This window comes from Candidatus Margulisiibacteriota bacterium (assembly GCA_041650855.1).
Classification (GTDB): Bacteria; Margulisbacteria; WOR-1; order O2-12-FULL-45-9; family XYB2-FULL-48-7; genus JALOPZ01.
Genome location: JBAZKJ010000001.1, coordinates 413,752 through 430,639, shown reverse-complemented (window position 1 = coordinate 430,639; position 16,888 = coordinate 413,752). Strand labels below are relative to the sequence as shown.

Genomic DNA, 16,888 nt, shown 5'->3' with positions numbered 1-16,888 from the left:
TTTTCAACTACAGTAGAATGCAGGTATGGTTTTTTGGCTGTTCCTGGCCGGTTATTTGCTCGGTTCGGTCCCTTTTGGCCTGATCGTGGCCGCTTTTTGGCGAATCGACATCAGAAAGTACGGTTCGGGCAACATCGGCGCGACCAACGTCCTGCGGACATTGGGGATCGTGCCGGGGGGGCTGGTCTTTGCCTTAGATATGTTAAAAGGGACCGCGGCGGTCATGCTGGCAGCTTATTATCTTTCCGACCCGCTGGTGATCGTCGGTTGCGGCCTGGCGGCGGTGCTGGGGCACACTTTTTCCCTCTTTTTGCGGTTCCAGGGAGGACGAGGGGCGGCGACGGGGCTCGGAGTGCTGCTTGGCGTGGCGCCAGACCTTTTTTTGTTCGCCGTGGTCCTTTTTACCCTGATCGTCGGCTTGACCCGCTACGTCTCGCTCGGCTCGGTCCTGACCGCCCTGGCGGTCACGCTCGCCTTTTTTGCTTTCGGCCGGCCCCTGCCGTACTCTCTGGCGGCGGCCGCGATCTCCCTGGTCATTATCCTGCGCCATATCCCGAACATTAAGCGGCTTTTCCAGGGGACGGAGCGCCGCCTCGGAGAGAAAGGATGAGCCGGGTCGCCGTGGTCGGCGCCGGCGCCTGGGGAACAACCCTGGCGATCCTGCTGGCGGAAAAAGGGGCGCAGGTTTCCTTATGGGCTTATGAAGCGGATCTGGTCCCGGAGGTCAGGGAATTCCGGGAAAATAAGCGGTTCCTCCCCGGTTTCCCTCTGCCGCAAACCATCGCGATTACCAATGAAGTAAACGACCTGCGGGCGGCCGAGCTCGTTTTCTTTGTCGTGCCGACGCAATTCCTCCGGCAGGCCGCCCGGCGCTTTCAGGGGGTGTTCGCTCCGGGCGCGGTGATCGTGGCGGCCAGCAAGGGGATCGAAGGGGGTACTTTAAAACTCCCGCTGCAGATCCTGGCCGAAGAGCTGGGTGTGGGGAACGCGGCGGCTTTATCCGGCCCCAATCTTTCCCATGAGATCGCCCGGGGGCTGCCGGCGGCGGCGGTGGCCGCCTCCCGCGATAAGGCGACCGCCCAAAAGGTCCAGGCGGCGCTGATGCTCGACCGTTTCCGGGTCTACACCAACGACGACCCGACCGGCGTCCAGCTGGGCGGCGCTCTGAAGAACGTGATCGCGATCGCGGCCGGGGTCGTCGACGGCCTGGGCCTGGGCGACAACGCCAAATCCGCCCTGCTGATCCGCGGCATAGTGGAGATCACCCGGCTTGGCTCGGCGCTCGGCGCCAAACCGGAGACCTTTGCCGGGCTATCCGGCATGGGGGACCTGATCACCACCTGCGCCAGCCGACTGTCGCGCAACCATACCGTCGGCGAACAGCTCGCGAAAGGACGCAAGCTGAAAGAGATACTGGCCGGGATGAAAGAGGTCGCGGAAGGGGTGCCGACCGCCGTCGCGGCCCGCGAATTGGGGAAGAAGCAGGGAGTATCCCTGCCGATCGCCGACCAGGTTTACCAGGTCCTCTATGAAGGGAAAGACCCTTACCGGGCGATCAGCGAACTGATGACCCGGTCGGCCACTAGTGAATAAGGACCGCGTCCCGGGCCGACTTCTCAGTTAACTTCTTGATGGTCGGTTCCATCGATTCCAGGTATTCGTTGGTGATGATGTGCGGCGTGGCAAAGACCATCAATTCCACTTTGGCTTTCTCCGTGACCGAACGCCGGAACAAAGTGCCGATATAGGGGATCGCCGAGAGGATCGGGACGCCGATATCGGTCACGATGTCTTTATCGCGGACCAGGCCGCCGATGACGAAGGTTTGGCCGTCCTTGACGATCACCTCATTATGCGTTTCGGTCGTATCCTCCTGCGGCAATTCGTTCTCGATCCGGCCGTCGCTCAGTTTCGGCTCCACCTTCAGCCGGATCATCCCGTTCTTGTTGACGTTGGGGGTCAGGACCAGCGAAGTGCCGACGTTGAGGAAATTGACCTGCTGGGTGGTCGAGGTCTGGGAGATGATGCTGGTCTTGTAGCCGAGCTTCTGGCCGATCAGGAGCGACGCTTGCTTGTTATTCAAGGTTGTTAGCCGCGGCGTGGCGACAATGTCGTATCGGGCGACGGCTGACAAGGCCTGGAAGAACGCCTCCAGGCTGGCGTTGGAAAAGATCGAAAGGGCATGAGCGTACAGGCCGGCCGCTTCCAGCGAGCCCAGGCCGGCAAGACCGCTGGTCTTGACGTAATTGTTGTTGGGGCCGTTGCGGGTATAGTTGACGTTCAGGCCGAGCGTGCCGCCGTCGCCGTCGGCGATCTGGATCATCTTGACCTCCACCATCACCTGGATCGGCTGGACGTCGAGTTCCTTGATCAGTTTCTCCAGGCGGGGGAGGTAATCGGAAGAGGTCTGGATCACCAGGACGTTGTAGCTGTCGTCGGCGGTCACGACGCTGCCGGCGGGGAGGATGGCGGCCAGGGTCGCCTGCATGTCGCTCGGCTTGGCGTTGGCCAGGTAATAAGTGCGCATGATCTTTTTGGTGGAAACGAAGATCGTGCCGGCTTCGTCGAACCAGTCCAGCCCTTTGGCGCGCAGCACGGCTTCCAGCCCGGCCTTCGCTTCGATGCCGGAGAAAGTGACCGTGACCTTGCCGGTCACGTCGTCGCCGGCGACGATGTTAACGCCCGTTGCCTTGGCGAAAATCTGCAGGACCGACTTGATGTCGGCGTCCTTCAGGTTCAGGTAGACTTTCCCCTTGGCGATGCTGACGTTAACCATCTCTTTTGGCGCAGCCAGCGCCGCCGCGCCGAGCACGAGGCAGAGGCCCAGGCAGAATAAGGTCTTTTTCATTTTATTTTCCCTCCACTTTTAGGGTCTTGGTCAATGAACCTTTTTGCAGTATAACACGTTCTTTGCCGATCGAGGTCACCTTCCAGCCCATAACCGTGCCGCCGACCGACAGCGACTGGCCGGAAATGAAAGCGACCCGCATGTCGGAGTCGATCCAGACGCCTTCGAGCTGCGGTTCCGCCGGCTTGACGACCGGCCCTTCCGGAGCATGTCCCGGCTCCTTGACGACCGGCAGCGGCTCTTCGGCCCGGGTTTTGACCTCGATCCGCAGGGCAAAAGGATCGATCATCTTCGCCTCGTAGGTCGGCAGGACGATCTCGTCGATCTCCTCCTTTTCCGCGGCCGCGGCTTCCCGGGTCGGAACGACGACCGGCAAGGCGGCCGGCGCAGACGGCGCCGGTTTAGCCAGGGGGACGATCGGCAGCAGGGGAGCGACTGCCGGCCAGTAGGTGAAGACGGCGTAGCCGAGCGACGCGAACAATATTAGGATAATTATGATTTGTCTGGCCATATCAATAATAAGCCGTCAGGTTGATCTTGATCCCCAGGTCGGGCGCGGCGCCGCCACTGGAGATGATCTCCATCGAATCGATCAGCACCAGGATCCGGAGCCGGTACAGGATGCTGAAGAAAGTATACAGGCTCCGGAACCGGCCGGAGCAGGAGAGATTGAACTTTAATCCTTCCCCTTCTTCTTCCAGGTTCGGCTTGATAAAGTTCAGGGTCAGGCCGGACCGGACGGTCGCCTGGGAGAGGAGCTTGAGCACTTCCAGCGCCCTTTCGTCGCGGGGGAGGATCGATTTTTCCGGGACCATGCCGACCGATTGCTCGATCGCGTCGAGGATCTTGACCTTGCCCTCGGCGACCTTCAGGTCCAGCCGCAGGCCGCGCGCCGTGTCCTTGAGGCGGGCGATCTCGTCCCACTTGGGGGTGAGCAGGAACTGGAAAAAGACGTAGAAGACCACGAAGCCGATCGTGACGATCAGCAAGTTCCTTTCCCGGTCCGATAGTTTTAGCGGCGCCATGTTTATTCCTTGATCTTTCCCGTGATCTCAAAATTGAACGCTTCGGTCGCGTAGTCGCTGTTCTTGATCGCCTGGACCATCTGGACCCCGTCGAACAGCGGCGAAATCGAGAGTTTCAGGACGAAACGGGAGAGCAGGGTTTCGGCGGCCTCGCCCCGCTTGAAGACGATCCCCCATAAATGGAAGTCGGTCGCGCTCAGGTGCAGCGTGTTGATCGCCGCGCTTTCCGGGATCAAGCGGCTGATCTCTTGCAGGATCTGCGGCACCTTGTTGCGCTTTTGCTCAAAGGTCCTGATCGTCAATTTGCGTTTTTCCTCTTCCTTGGTCGTTCTTTCGATCGCGTCCAGGCGGGAGATCCGCGGCTTGTATTCGTCCAGCTTTTGCTTGATCCGGCTTAATTCGGACTGCAGGCCGAACGCTTGCAGCCAGAAGATGAGGTAAACGACGGCCAGCACGCCGGAAAAAGTCGAGACCAGGAACTGCGGCTGCAGGAAGCGCCGGGCAAAGAGTTTCCAGCGGTATTTGACGTCTTCCGGCAGGAGATTGATCTGGCGCGCGCCGGAGAGGGCGGCCCCCAGGGCGGCCGCCAGGCGGGGATTGAGCTTGGGGAGCGGTTCCGGCGTGATGACCGGGACGCCAAGCCCCTCGCTGATGAACTGGCTCAGGTTCGGGGTCAGGGAACTGCCGCCCGTCAGGACGATCTTGTTGATCCCCCCTTCGCCGGTTTGCCCCTTGTAGTATTCGAAGGTCCGGGCGACCTCGCTCTGCATTTTTTCCAGCGCCGGCCGGACCATCGCCTGGAGCTGGGAAATGGGGATCTCGCCGAGCTTGGGGAATGTTTCCAGATTTGTCGGCACCCCGTACTCGACCTTGATCCGCTCAGCCTCCTCGGGGCTGACCTCGATCCGCCCTTCGGGGGAGACCAGGATGCCCGACATGGCGCGGGTGATGTTCTCGCCGCCGATCGGCAGCTCCCGGTTGAACTCGAAGACGCCGTGGCGAAAGATGCTGATGTTGGTCGTCCGTTTTCCCATGTAGAGGATGGAGGTGATCTTGTCGTCGGGCTTGGTGAGCTCCGCCTTGAACAGCTCCTGCAGCGCTTCCGGCAGGATGGTGATGCCGCCCAGCTTGACGCCGGCCTTGCCCAGGATGTAAAGCGCTTCCAGGTAATTCTTGCGGCTGGTGCAGGCGGCGACGTAATCGATCTTTTCGGTAAAGACCTCGCCGCGGGGGACCGGGTAAAAATCGAAGATCGCTTCCTCGATCGGGTAGGGGATCTCCTCGGCCAGTTTCCAGCGGATGGCCTGGGCGGCTTCCGAACGAGGCATGTCGGCCAGGGTGTAGAGCTTGACGAAGGTGTCGCTCCCCCCGACGACCACGACCGCTTCGCGGGCCTTGATCTTGTTGGTCTGGAGGAGCTTTTTCAGGGCGTCGGCCTTGGCGTCCTCGAGCTGGGGATGTTTATCGATAAGCTGGTAGGGGACCTCGGTCATCCCCCAGTTCTTCAAAATAAAACCCTGGTCTTTCCGGTCGATCTCGACCAGCTTGACCGAGGTGATCCGCAAGTCGATTCCCAGGACCGATCGCGCGCTCAGCATTTACGAACAATTATAGCCAATACGACGCTATTGTCAATTGGAATCGGGCAGGTGCTTTCTGACCCGGGCGATCAGGTCGTTCGGATCGAACGGCTTGGGGATGTAATCGACCGCGCCGGCCTGCAGCCCTTTTTCCAGGTCCTCTTTCTTGTTCATGACCGAGAGGAAAATGACCGGGATGTCCTTGTAGTCCGGCAGGCTTTTCAGCTTTTTGCAGAAGTCAAAACCGCTGACCCGGGGCATCATGACGTCGAGCAGGATCAGGTCCGGCCGGTGCAGCTTGATCGCCTGCTCCGCCTCCAGGGCGTCGCTGGCGGACAGGGCGTCAAAGCCCTTGAGCTGGAGCAGGTCCTCGACGATAGTGACAATGGTCGGTTCGTCATCGACGATCATTACGACTTTTTTCATGATTTGGCCTCCTCTTTGGTCTCGGTGGTCGTTTCCTGCGGGAAATTGGCGGTGTGGCCGACTTCGATCGTTTCCAGGTTGTTATGGATCGCTTCGGTGATGACCCAGTCGCAGACTTTCAAGATCAGCCGGGGCACCCCATTGGTCATCTTGTAGATGTTCTCGATCGCGTCGGCGGTGAAGGGGCCGAACCCGGTGCCGCCGGCGTCCTCGATCCTTTTCCGGATCAGCTCGCTGGTTTCTTCCAGCGACAGGTGGTGGAGCACCACTTCCTGGATGATCCGGTCGAAGAACGGCGGCGAATCGCGCTTGATCTTTTCGCGGGTCTCCATCAGGCCGCCGAGGACGAAGGTGACGCCGTTCAGGTCGCCGAGCGTCCGGAGCGACCGCTCGAAGTCGGGCCCGAACTCGTGCGCCTCGTCGAGCAGCAGCAGGATGCTGCGGCTGGTCTTGCTGACCAGCTCTTCCATGTCGTAGATCGAGATCTTTTCCCCGCGCCCCTTCTTGATCTTGAGCGACTGGGCCAGGTACTGCAGCAGGTCGTCAAAATTGTCGGTCGGCCGGGGGATATAGACGGTATGGAATTCTTTGGCGAGCGTCTCCGCCAGCCACTTGAGCAGGGTGGTCTTGCCGACCCCCTTGTTCCCCATGACGAGCAGGTGGCCGGTCTTGAGATAGACCTTGTCGAAGATCGTATTGACCTGGGTCTGGTAGCCGGTGAAGAGCTTCGGCATGATGTCGAGGGTGAACGGGTTCTTCTGCCAGTTGAACTTGGCGTACCACTTGCGCTGGTTGGCCGTGATCCCGACCCACGGCTTGAGGCGGCCGCCGCACTTGATGCAGAACTCCGCCAGGCGGGAATTGGCGTAATGGCACTCCGTGCAGACCTGGATCGACCGCTTTTCGATCACCAGCTGGACGTAGGCGTAGGCGTAGCGCAGGGCGACGTAGAGCAGGGTCAGGAGGGCGGTCAGGATCCAGGCCAGGTCCCACCCGGTCAAGCGGAGGACCGGCGAGGCGGACGGTTTATAATAAGTGTAAGTGCTGGGATAACCCTTCGGCTTGACCGTTTCCTGCTCTTTTTCCCGGGTCGGCCGTTTTTCCGGCGCCGTTTCGATCGCTTTTTTGATCGCCTTGGTCAGTTCCTCGATCTCGGTCCGTTCCGTTTTGGCCGGAGCGGGGGCGGGGGCGGTCACGGCCGGGGCGGGCGCGGCCGGCGCGCCGCTGTCCTTCCTGATCTCCTGGAGCAGGTCCCGGGCCTGGGCGTTGGCCGGGTCGAGCCGGAGCGCTTCGTTCAGGTCGCGGATCGCGCCGCTGTTATCGCCGAGAAAATACTTGTTGACCGCCTTGTTGTAATATTCATCCGAGGTTTGCGCCAGGGCAGGTGAGACCAGCGTAAAAGTGAACAGGCTCAACAAAACACAGAGAAAGACCCGCGACCCGTGACTCGTGACTCGTGATTTCATCGTTGCTCCTTTTTACTTGGTTTGGATCTTCTGGATCAACTCGAGCTTTTTCTTCAGTTCCAGGGCCTGTTTGTTCTTCGGGTCTTTTTCCAGCGCCTTGTTGAGCGGCGCGAGCGCTTCCGCGTACTTGCCGGTAATGACCAGCTTCATCGCTTCGCCCAGGTATTCCTTGGCCTCGGTCCGGCTCTGTTCGATCAGCTGGGTTTCCATCTTGTTCTGCGCCTGGTTTTGCAGGCGGAGCGCTTCGGCGTTGGTCGGGTCGATCTTTAGCGCGTTGCCGAACTCGCCGACCGCTTCGATGTATTTGCCCTGGTCGTAGAATTTCTTGCCGGAGGCGATGATCTCGCCGGCGCTCCGCTTGATCTCCACCTCTTTTTGGGTAAAGACCTGGGCCAGGGCCTGGTTATCCAGCTCGTTCTGCGCTTTTTTCACCAATAAATTCGCTTCTTCGTTCTGCGGATCGACAGCCAGCACCCGGTCGAGGCTGACGATGGCGTCGGCATATTTTTCTTCCTTGATAAAGGCCTTGCCGTAAGCCAGGTTCTCGAGGATCAGTTTTTTCGCCTGGTCCGGCGCGCCGAACAGCAGGCTGACGCTGACCTGGTGGGCGGCGCCCAGGTCCTGGTGGCCGAGATAGGCGTAATCGAGCGAGAAGAGATTGGCCGACACGCCGAGGCCGGCGCGCAGAGAGTTTCCCGACAGGCCGGCGCGCAGGGAGAGCAGGTTGCGCAGGACATATTCCGCGCCGAAGTTCATTTTAGTCCCGTCGGCATAGGAGACCAGGTCGCCGGTCAAGTTGACCGCGTCGCCGTAGAGCCGGCCGGAGAAGGCAAGCCCGCCGCGGTAGGCGGTTGGGAAAGGGGTGTTGTCGCTGATGAACTTGAGCCCGGCCCCCAGATTGGTGGCGGCCAGGCCGGCAGTAACGTTCTGATTGATCCGGTAGAACAGGCCGGCGTCGGCGGCCAGGGCGGAGGCGCTGTTGTCCGCCAGTTTTTCGCTGACCTGTTTCAAACTGATCCCGTAGGAGAGGGCGGGATTGAACTGGCGGCCGAGCGCAAGGGTAAGGCAGGAAGAACCGGTCGTGAAGACCGTGGTCGCCGCGCCATTCTGGTCGTAACCCTGGATGTCGCCCGAGTTGAAGCCGGAATAGCCGACGCCGATGATGCCGTAGCGGGTCGGGTAAACGATGCCGGCCGCCTGCTGCAGCGAATCGACCAGGTACTTGTTGTACATCGTCATCACTTCGGGGAAGTTGAGGTTGGCCAGGCCGGCGGGATTGTAGAAGATGGCGGCGGAGTCGTCGGCAAGCCCGGTGTAGGCGTCGCCCATGGCCAGCGGCCGGGCGCCCGCGCCCAGCTTCAAGAACTCGACGCCTGAACTAGCCCCGGTTCCTGCGGCCGCTGGAAATACTAAGCACGAAAGACTAAATACTAAACAAATTACCGATCCCAAATTCCATTTTTTCATTTGTTCACCTTATTATAACAACTTTCCCTTTCTTTTGGCTGTCGATATTTTTGATCACATAATCGTAGGTGCCGCTGACGAGCAGGTTCCCCGCGCTGTTCTTCAGGTCCCAAATGGCCTGGCCGTTGCCGTTCGTGACGGTGATCGTCCGGACCGGTTCCCCGGCCAGGGTATAGATCTCGATCGTGCAGGTCGCCGCCAGGTCGTTAAAGACGACCTCGCTCGTGCCGGTCACCGCCAGGTACGGGTTCGGCATTTCCGGATTAGCCGTGTTCGTTTGCGCGGTACAACCGGTCAGCAGGAGGCCGACCGTCGCGCCGATCAGTATTAAGGCCGCCGATTTGCTCATCTGATCACCACCAGTTTGCCGCTCTTGGTATCGCCGCTGCTCTTGATGAAGTAGAAATAAGTGCCGGAGGCGAGAAGCTCGCCCGATTCGTTCTTGACGTCCCAGGCGTTCTGGCCGGTGCCGGAACTCTCGTTGATCGTCTTGACCAAGTCCCCCGTCAGCGTGTAGATCTTGATCGTGCACTGCGAAGCGAGATTGGTAAAAGTGACGGTCGCGTGCCCGGCCGACGGCTGGAACGGATTGGGGAAGGCGTAAGCCCCGGCGACATTCAGGGCCGGGACCGCCATAATGGTGTAGACCGAGAAGCTCCGGACCGGGGCGGAAACGTAATTGTCGACGGTATTGACCGCTGAGCCCGGCACTTTGACAAAGAGACCGTGCGCTTCGTCGAGCCGGTAGAGGACCAGGTTCTTCTCGTTGGCCTCGGCGGTGTAGTAGAGGGCGATGATGGCGGCTTCGGCAAAAGTGGTGGCTACCCGGGTGCCGCTGGCGTCGAACAGGTTGAACTCGGTGATCGTCGCCGGGAGCGGGTAATGATGGGGATCGCCCAGGGCCAGCACCTTGGCGATGGCGGCGGCGATCGCGGCCGGGTCGACTACGGTCGGCGCGTTTTGCGGGTCGCGATTGATCAAAATATATCCGTCGGTCGGCAAGGTGCCGCTGCCGGTCCGGACACTGGCCCGGCGGTCGGTGCTGTAGGTCGTGTTCTCCTTGCTGTGGTCGTAAATGACGGTGAACAGCCAGCTCTCGGCCGAAGCGACCTTGACCTGGTCGGCGCTTTGGGCGGTGGCGGCCAGATCGGCCCGGTACTGGTAACCTTTGTTAAGCGCCGACGGGATAAAGCTGAAGAGCTGGCCGGCGGCGTCCCAGGTCGTGGTTCCGCTGACGCCGATCGCCTCGAGCGAAGTGCCGTTGTTGTCCATAGTTGCCTTAAGAGTGAAAGCGGCGGCGACCGACGCCTGGTCCATCGGCGAGTCGAAAGCGATCATGACCTGAGCGGCGACCGGGACGTTGGCCGCGTCACGGCTAGGGGAGAGCGACAGGACGAGCGGCGCGGGCGCTTCGCCGGTGATATTGAACGGTTCGGAAGTGGCCGGGCTCAGGATCAGGGCGGTCGCCTCCAGCGTGTAGCCGTCGCCTTTTTTATTGATCCGCAGATCGTTGAAACTGGCGACGCCGCCCGCGGCGGTCCGCGTTTTTGTCCCAAACAAGGTGCCGCCGCCCGGATTATCCCTGATCGCCACGGCAACGCCGGTACTGTTGTCGAGCACGGCCAAATTGCCGTACGCGTCGAAGAGGGCGACTTTGACCTCGGGCGAAATGACGATACCCGCCCGGGCCGTGGATGGCTGGACCTGGAAGGCGAGGGCGGCGGCAGCCGCCGGATCGACCGTAAAAGCGTCGGACGTGGCGGTCGCCAGGCCGGTTGAGGTCGCGGTCAAAGTGTAGCCGCCGACGGATTTATTAACGCTTAAGCCGCTGAAGGTGGCGATGCCGGCGGCGGCGGTAACCGTTTTAGTCCCTGACAGAGTACCGCTCCCCGGATTGTTCCCCAGGGCGACGGTCACCGGCGTGGTGTTATCGCCGGCCACCGTGTTGCCGGAAGCGTCCTGAACGGCGACCTTGACCTCCGGCGTAACGGCGGCCCCGGCGGTCGTCCGGGACGGCTGGACGGAAAAAACGAGCTTGCTGGCCGGGCCGGAAGTGATATTAAAAGCGGCGGATGTTCCGGCGTTCTTGCCGGCGGAAGTTGCCGCCAGGGTGTAGCCGGTGCCAACCTTATCGATCGAGAGGTCGTCGAAAGTGGCGATGCCGGCGGCCGCGGTCCGGGTTGCCGTGCCGGTTAGCGCGCCGCTCCCCGGATTAGCGCTGATCGCTACCGTGACCTCGCTCGAATTATCGGTGCTGATAATGTTGCCGTACTGGTCCTCGATGGCGACCTGGACCGGCGGGGTGATTATGGCGCCGGCCGCGGTGTTGGCCGGCTGGACGTAGAACGCGACCTTGTCGGTCGGGGCGACGGTAATGTTGAACGCATCGGAAATCTTGCTGGCGGTCGCCGCCGAAGCGGCGATCAGCGTGTAACCGACGCCGATCTTGTTGATGTTCAGGTCGTCGAAGGTCGCCTCGCCCAGGACCGCGGCCTTGTTCGTGTTGCCGGCGAGCGTGCCGCCGCCGGCGTTATTACGGATCGCCAGCGTGATCGTCTCCGTCGTCGCGGTCAGGTTGCCGTAAACGTCGAGGACCCGGACCTTGATCGCCGGCGCCATGATCGCCCCGGCCGCTTCATCGGTCGGCTGGACGGAGTAGGCGAGGTGGTGGGCGGCGGCCGGAGTAATGGCGAACGGTTCGGTCGTGGCCGGGACCAGCGAGGCGGCCGAGACCTCCAGGGTGTAACCGGCGCCGGTCTTATTGATGCTCAGACCTTCGAAAGTCGCGACGCCGCCCGCGACCGTCCTGGTCAGCGTGCCGGACAGGGTCCCGCCGCCCGGGTTATCGCGGATCGCGATCGTGACCTGGGTCGAATTGTCGCCGCTGATCAGGTTTGCCCCGTCGGTCACTTCGACGGTCAGCGCGGAGAGCGCGGCGCCGGCCTGCGCGTTGGCCACGGCGGCCGACACCAGCCGGAGGGTGGTCGCGTCGGCGGGGATGACGCTGAAGGTTTCCGAGGTGGCCAGCGCGTAGCTATCGCTGGTCGCGTGCAGGGCGTAGTTGGCGCCGGTGGCCTCGATGGTCAGGTCGTTGAAAGCGGCGACCCCGGCGACCGCCGCTTTACTGGTGGTGCCGAGCAAAGGACCGGTGCCGCTTTTGAGCGACAGGTGGATGGTCGCGGTATCGTTGACGGTATTGCCGTACTGGTCCTGCACCGCGACTTGCACCTCGGGAGTAATGATCGCGCGCGACTTGACCTGGCTCGGCTGAACGGTGAAGCCGAGCTTGCTGGCCGCGGCGGCGGAGATGGTGAACGGTTCGGAGGTCGCGGTGGCCAGGTTGGCGGAGACCGCTTCCAGGGTGTAGCCGGCGGCGGCCTTATTGATGCTGATATCGCTGAACGTGGCGGTGCCGGCCACGGCCGTTTCGATCGTCGTACCGGAGAGGACGCCCCCCCCCGGATTATCCTTGAAGCGGAGCATGACCTGCGAAACGTTATCGGCCGTGTCGGTGTTGCCGTCGTTATCCCTGACGGCGACCGTGATCGCCGGGGAGATGCTGGTCCCCGCGGTGGCCGCGGTCGGCTGCTGAGTATAAACAAGCTTGGTCGAATTCGCTTTCCAGGCGGCGAAGCGGTAAGCGACGCCGCTGCCGTTGACCGCGGCATGGGTGCCGAGGGTAAAGCCGTCGGCCCCGAGCGATTTGACCAGGCCGCTCCCGTTGGCGGTGGCGGTAAAATACTGGGAGAGATCACTGGACAAGTTATAGCCGCGCTGGACGGCCGCGTTGGTCACTTCCGGCCGCTTGACCCAGACGTAACCGGGACGGAAACCGAGGCCGTCGACTGCCCGATCGTTGTTGCCGTCGCCGGTGTAGGCCTCGACGGAGAACTGCCCGGCCGTGTTCTTGAAGGCAAAATAGAAATTGGTCGCGGCCGCGGTATTGACCTCGGCGTTGGCGCCGACCTGGAAACCGTCGGCCTCCAGCGTCTGGACCCGGTCGGCGGTGTCGGCGGTGGCGGAGAAATAGGCGGTATTATCGCCGGCGATCGCCGAGGTCTTGAAGACGCCGAAAGAAGCGCCGTCCCGTTTAACGGCGACCAGGTCGGGCGCGAAGCCGAGCCCGGTTATCGATCGGTCGTTGGAGGTGACTCCCAACCCGGTATAGGCGCCGATGTTGAAATTGGCGCAGGGGGCGCCGGTAAAAGCGTAATAGCGGTAATTGGCCAGCGCGGTGTTGACCGTCGCGTTGCTGCCGAGAGAAAAACCGTCGCCGTCGAGCGAGACGATCCCGTCGGCGAGGCTGGCGGTCGCGCTGCCGAGATAGGCGGTCGTATTGGGGGCCATCAGCGAAGTAGTGAAAACCGCCAGCTGGGTCGAATCTCCCTTGATGATGACGAGGTCGGGATGGAAACCGAGGCCGCTGATCGGCTGGCTGGTCCCGTTGCCGGTGTAATAACCGGCGGTCATCCGGAACCCCCCGGTCGGCGCTTCGGCGGTGGAGCCGTGGAACGCGGCATAATAATAAATACCGGCGTTGACGTTGACCCGGGCGTCGGTGCCGACCTGAAAACCGTCGTTCTCCAGCGCCCGGACGCAGTTGGTGGAGTTGGCGGCCAGGGTGAAGTTGGTGGTCTCATCGCCGTAGTGGTTGCCGTTGCGGAGCACGGCGTTGCTGGCGGCGTTCCGCTTGATCATGACCCGGTCGGGCGCAAAACCGACGCCGGTGATCGACCGGGCAAAGACCCCGTCGCCGGTGTAGGAGCCGACGGCGAGGCCGCAAGACGCCTCGGACGTCGCCTTGAATGCGATATAGTAGTAAGTGTCGCCGCTCTGGTTCACCTCGGCGTTCGCCCCGATCTGGAAGCCGCCGGCGATCATGCTCTGGACCCGGTCGGCGGCGGGCGCGGTGGCGGAAAAATACTGGGTGCTGTCGGCCGGCATGGCCGACGTGTACCAGACGCCGACCGAAGCGCCGTCTCGCTTGATCCAGACGAGGGCGGGGTCGAAGCCGGGAGCGGTGATGTTGCGGAGATCGACGCCGTTGCCGGTGTAGGAGCCGACGTAAAAGTCGCCGCCGCCGGTCCCCTTGTAAGCCGACCAGGTGTAGCGGACGTTGCGGGCGTTGACGTAGGCGTTGGTGCCGAGCGAGAAGCCGTCGCTGTCGAGCGAGCGGATCAGGCCGGTCTCGTTGACGACGGCGTTCTCGAAGTAAGCGGTGGAATCGCCGCTCATCGCGCTGCTCCGCCAGACGGAGCGGCCGGTGGCGGTGTCGCAATTGATGATGACGAGGTCGGGCTGGAAGCCGACGCCGGTGATGGAACGGGCAAGGCCGGTGCCGATAAAATAGCCGCTTTGCATCTGGAAAGCAAAGGCGCAGCTCGTTAATAAAAGGAAAACGCCGAAGAAGACGGCCGCTTTTTTCATTCAGCGTTTATTATAACTAATGTAAGAGGGATGTCAATTGAAGTATGGTATAATCCTGCCCGTGGGAAATGGCAAAGCGCGCAAAGCGCTCGTTCTTCTCTTGTTAGCGGCGCTGCTGGCAACGGCGGCCGCGAACCTTTCCGCCTGCGGCCAGAACGCGCAGCAGACCGGCGCGGCGATCGGGACCGGGCTCGTTGTCGGCGGGCTTTTTGCCGCGATGGTGAAAAACCCGGGGACAATGCCAACGACGACCGCGCCGGGCTCCACCACTACCACTACTATGACGACGACAACCGGCGGTTCGGGGACGTCGACAACCACCGTCACTTTCAGCACCACCACGGTGACGATCGTGACCCCGGCCGGCACCTTTTCGCTCCAGAACATCGACAACACCGGGACCGCCGCCTGGGACATCTACGCCTCACTGGCGCTTGATAGCCGGAACCTCGCCCACATCAGTTATTACTACCAGTTCAGCGAAGACCTGAAATTCGCATTCGGCAGTTTCGAGACCTGGGCGATCGAAACGGTCAAGAGCGCCGACAGCGTCGGCCAATATTCCTCGATCGCCCTGGACAGCCGGGGTAAGAACCGGATCAGCTACTATGACCGGACGCTGGGGGCGCTCGGCTACGCCTCGGACGCCGGCGGCGACTGGCAGTTCACCCTGATCGACGACCCGAGCGGCGCCGACGTCGGTTTTTACACTTCGATCGCGGTCGATTCCCGGGACAAGGTCCATATCTGCTATTACGACGTGACGAACCACGACCTGAAATACGCCACCGATAAGGACGGGGGCTGGCAGACGGAGGTGGTGGACGGGGCGGGGATCACGGCCGGCAAGGATTGCGCTATCACTATCGACGGGTCCGACGTGCCGCACATCAGCTACATTGACGAAACGAACGAACGGGTCCGGCACGCTTACGGCGGCCTGGGGAGCTGGAACTTTGACATCGTCGACGTGCCGATCAAGGGGGCGTTCACCTCGATCAAGGTCGACGCGCTCGGCCAGGTTCACATCACTTACTACGACACGCAGAGCCTGCGGCTCCGCTACGCCAAGAAGGCGGAGGGATACTGGACGCAAACGACGGTCGACGCCAGCGGTAACGTCGGCCAGCGGAGCTCCCTGGCTTTGAACAGCGCCGGCGCCCCGCGCGTCACCTACTACGATTCGACCAACACCGCGTTAAAATACGCCCGCCTGGACGGTGGGAGCTGGACGAGCGGCACGCTGGACAGCACCGGCAACGTCGGGGAAGACAGCACGCTGGCGATCGACACGGCGGGGAAAGCCCATATTTGCTACCACGATGCGACCAACTATCTGCTTAAATACGCCGTCGAACAGTGATCAGTAAACCTCGTCCCAGTCGTTGACCTCGAGCTCGCCGGACGAAGTTCCCGTGCCGCCGCCAAAACCGATCACGGAGTCGGGGAGATAGGACGCGTCAAAATAAATATGCAGGCTGCCGCCCAGGGTGGAAGTGCCGTACGAAACGATCGCGCCCCGGAAAGTGCCGCTGGAGCTGGCGCCGATACTGTCCGCGTAGACCAAGCCCTCGATCTGCTGGCCGCCGCCGAAGGTAAATTCGCCGTAGGGGCAGAGCATGACCGAGCGGTAGACCTGGGCCGGATCGATCTCGATCGCGTTGTCGCCGGTGTAACCGGAATAGAGGACGCTGCTTGGGATGGTGAGGTTGCTGAGAATGCGGAGCTGGCGGTTGCAATACGCTTCGAAGGTATTGACGAAGCTCGATCCCCCCTGGTAGATAAAGTCGCGCTGGGCGATGAAGCGGACGTTGCGCCCGATCCCTTCGCCGTAGTTGATGGTAATGTCGCCGTTGCCGGAAGGGGTGGCGGTGGCGCAGAGTGTCCCCGGCCCGATGACCGTCGATCCCCAATTGATGGCGATGTTCCGGTAATAGAGCGTCCGGCCGGCCAGGTCGAGCGTTTGTCCCCAGCCGAGGGTTAAAGTCTCGCTGGTCGAGGTCATGGCCTCCCGGGTAATAGCGGCGTAATAAGTGTTATCCCAGGGTGGGATCTCGCCGGACGAGATCGGTTCCCAGGAAGCGCAGCTCGAGGTGCCGGAGAAGGAAATGCTGGTGCTGTAAACAGTGCCGTCCAGCTGGTGCGCGCTTCCTCCCATCGCGATCGGGCCGTAATAATAAAAATCCCCGTAAACCCTGGCGTCCCCCTCAATGTATAGAGTATCGCCGCCGCCGGGCGGCGCGATGTACATGCCGTAGTCGAAAACGCCGGGCAAGCCGCCCGCGCTGGAGAGCGGTTTTCTTAAACCGGTCCGGACCGTGCGGCTGACCCCCTGGACCGTGCCGGTCACTTCCATAGTGCAGCCCCGGACCGCTTTGTTGACGTAATGGACCGTAAAGGTGCCGGGGCCGAAGCTGATCGGGCCGTAATCGGCGTTGTTCGACCAGTCGCTGTCGGCGGCGAGCGAAGTGGCGATCGTAAAGCGGGTGCCGGCCTCCGCTACGTTGAGCGCCTGGATGCCGTGCAGGTTCTTGAGCGCGGAGACGCCGCCGGAGGAGAGCAGGGAGGCGATAATCAGGCCGAGAAAAGCGAATGTCACCAGGACAAAGACGGAGATGATCGCGATCTGGCCGTTCCTTAGTTTCATCT

At 61.8% G+C, this 16,888-nt stretch carries 13 protein-coding genes; 3 read left to right on the top strand and 10 right to left on the bottom strand.

The genetic code is table 11. The features are described from left to right. The first annotated feature begins 25 nt into the window (after positions 1-25). Positions 26-610, top strand: coding sequence for a glycerol-3-phosphate 1-O-acyltransferase PlsY (gene plsY, locus WC529_02105; GenBank protein ID MFA5113070.1), 585 nt, complete (start codon positions 26-28; stop codon positions 608-610). Beyond that, a complete protein-coding gene (locus WC529_02100) occupies positions 607-1,593 on the top strand; it encodes an NAD(P)H-dependent glycerol-3-phosphate dehydrogenase (protein MFA5113069.1) in 987 nt (328 codons plus the stop codon). The genes plsY and WC529_02100 overlap by 4 nt, the downstream gene beginning before the upstream one ends. Here the strand turns inward: WC529_02100 and WC529_02095 are convergent. From WC529_02095 to WC529_02055, 9 genes are read right to left on the bottom strand one after another with little or no spacing between them, the layout of a single operon-like run. Further along, positions 1,583-2,848, bottom strand: a complete 1,266-nt coding sequence (locus tag WC529_02095) for a secretin N-terminal domain-containing protein (GenBank protein ID MFA5113068.1) — start codon at positions 2,846-2,848, stop codon at positions 1,583-1,585. The genes WC529_02100 and WC529_02095 overlap by 11 nt on opposite strands. A 1-nt stretch (position 2,849) precedes the next feature. After that, entirely contained in the window at positions 2,850-3,329 is a 480-nt protein-coding gene (locus WC529_02090; GenBank protein ID MFA5113067.1) for a hypothetical protein, read from the bottom strand. Positions 3,330-3,360: 31 nt separating this feature from the next. Next, positions 3,361-3,873, bottom strand: coding sequence for a hypothetical protein (locus WC529_02085; protein ID MFA5113066.1), 513 nt, complete (start codon positions 3,871-3,873; stop codon positions 3,361-3,363). Positions 3,874-3,875: 2 nt separating this feature from the next. After that, the gene (gene pilM / locus WC529_02080) at positions 3,876-5,471 is read right to left on the bottom strand and encodes a pilus assembly protein PilM (protein ID MFA5113065.1); all 1,596 of its coding nucleotides are present in this window, start codon (positions 5,469-5,471) and stop codon (positions 3,876-3,878) included. A gap of 33 nt (positions 5,472-5,504) precedes the next feature. Continuing rightward, positions 5,505-5,879: a response regulator gene (locus WC529_02075; GenBank protein MFA5113064.1), complete on the bottom strand. Its 375-nt coding sequence runs from the start codon at positions 5,877-5,879 to the stop codon at positions 5,505-5,507. Then, positions 5,876-7,345 (bottom strand): AAA family ATPase, encoded by a 1,470-nt coding sequence (locus tag WC529_02070; protein ID MFA5113063.1) that lies wholly within the window; start codon positions 7,343-7,345, stop codon positions 5,876-5,878. Before WC529_02070 ends, WC529_02075 begins: the two co-directional genes overlap by 4 nt. A 12-nt stretch (positions 7,346-7,357) precedes the next feature. Next, positions 7,358-8,812, bottom strand: coding sequence for a PorV/PorQ family protein (locus WC529_02065; protein MFA5113062.1), 1,455 nt, complete (start codon positions 8,810-8,812; stop codon positions 7,358-7,360). Between the two features lie 4 nt (positions 8,813-8,816). Further along, on the bottom strand, positions 8,817-9,161 hold the full coding sequence (locus WC529_02060; protein ID MFA5113061.1) for a T9SS type A sorting domain-containing protein: 345 nt from the start codon (positions 9,159-9,161) through the stop codon (positions 8,817-8,819). Further along, positions 9,158-14,239: an Ig-like domain-containing protein gene (locus tag WC529_02055; protein ID MFA5113060.1), complete on the bottom strand. Its 5,082-nt coding sequence runs from the start codon at positions 14,237-14,239 to the stop codon at positions 9,158-9,160. The genes WC529_02060 and WC529_02055 overlap by 4 nt, the downstream gene beginning before the upstream one ends. Positions 14,240-14,300: 61 nt before the next feature. On the opposite strand from WC529_02055, the gene WC529_02050 reads away from it, so the two are divergent. Continuing rightward, on the top strand, positions 14,301-15,602 hold the full coding sequence (locus WC529_02050; GenBank protein MFA5113059.1) for a hypothetical protein: 1,302 nt from the start codon (positions 14,301-14,303) through the stop codon (positions 15,600-15,602). Here the strand turns inward: WC529_02050 and WC529_02045 are convergent, their stop codons facing one another. Next, positions 15,603-16,886, bottom strand: coding sequence for a hypothetical protein (locus WC529_02045; GenBank protein MFA5113058.1), 1,284 nt, complete (start codon positions 16,884-16,886; stop codon positions 15,603-15,605). Between the last annotated feature and the right edge of the window lie 2 nt (positions 16,887-16,888).

What these genes read in the sequence shown, in the direction of transcription:
- WC529_02045 (MFA5113058.1), bottom strand. Translation starts at nt 16,886, where the DNA reads ATGAAACTAAGGAACGGCCAGATCGCGATCATCTCCGTCTTTGTCCTG.
- WC529_02070 (MFA5113063.1), bottom strand. Translation starts at nt 7,345, where the DNA reads ATGAAATCACGAGTCACGAGTCACGGGTCGCGGGTCTTTCTCTGTGTT.
- plsY (MFA5113070.1), top strand. Translation starts at nt 26, where the DNA reads ATGGTTTTTTGGCTGTTCCTGGCCGGTTATTTGCTCGGTTCGGTCCCT.
- WC529_02060 (MFA5113061.1), bottom strand. Translation starts at nt 9,161, where the DNA reads ATGAGCAAATCGGCGGCCTTAATACTGATCGGCGCGACGGTCGGCCTC.
- WC529_02085 (MFA5113066.1), bottom strand. Translation starts at nt 3,873, where the DNA reads ATGGCGCCGCTAAAACTATCGGACCGGGAAAGGAACTTGCTGATCGTC.
- WC529_02065 (MFA5113062.1), bottom strand. Translation starts at nt 8,812, where the DNA reads ATGAAAAAATGGAATTTGGGATCGGTAATTTGTTTAGTATTTAGTCTT.
- WC529_02075 (MFA5113064.1), bottom strand. Translation starts at nt 5,879, where the DNA reads ATGAAAAAAGTCGTAATGATCGTCGATGACGAACCGACCATTGTCACT.
- WC529_02095 (MFA5113068.1), bottom strand. Translation starts at nt 2,848, where the DNA reads ATGAAAAAGACCTTATTCTGCCTGGGCCTCTGCCTCGTGCTCGGCGCG.
- WC529_02100 (MFA5113069.1), top strand. Translation starts at nt 607, where the DNA reads ATGAGCCGGGTCGCCGTGGTCGGCGCCGGCGCCTGGGGAACAACCCTG.
- pilM (MFA5113065.1), bottom strand. Translation starts at nt 5,471, where the DNA reads ATGCTGAGCGCGCGATCGGTCCTGGGAATCGACTTGCGGATCACCTCG.
- WC529_02055 (MFA5113060.1), bottom strand. Translation starts at nt 14,239, where the DNA reads ATGAAAAAAGCGGCCGTCTTCTTCGGCGTTTTCCTTTTATTAACGAGC.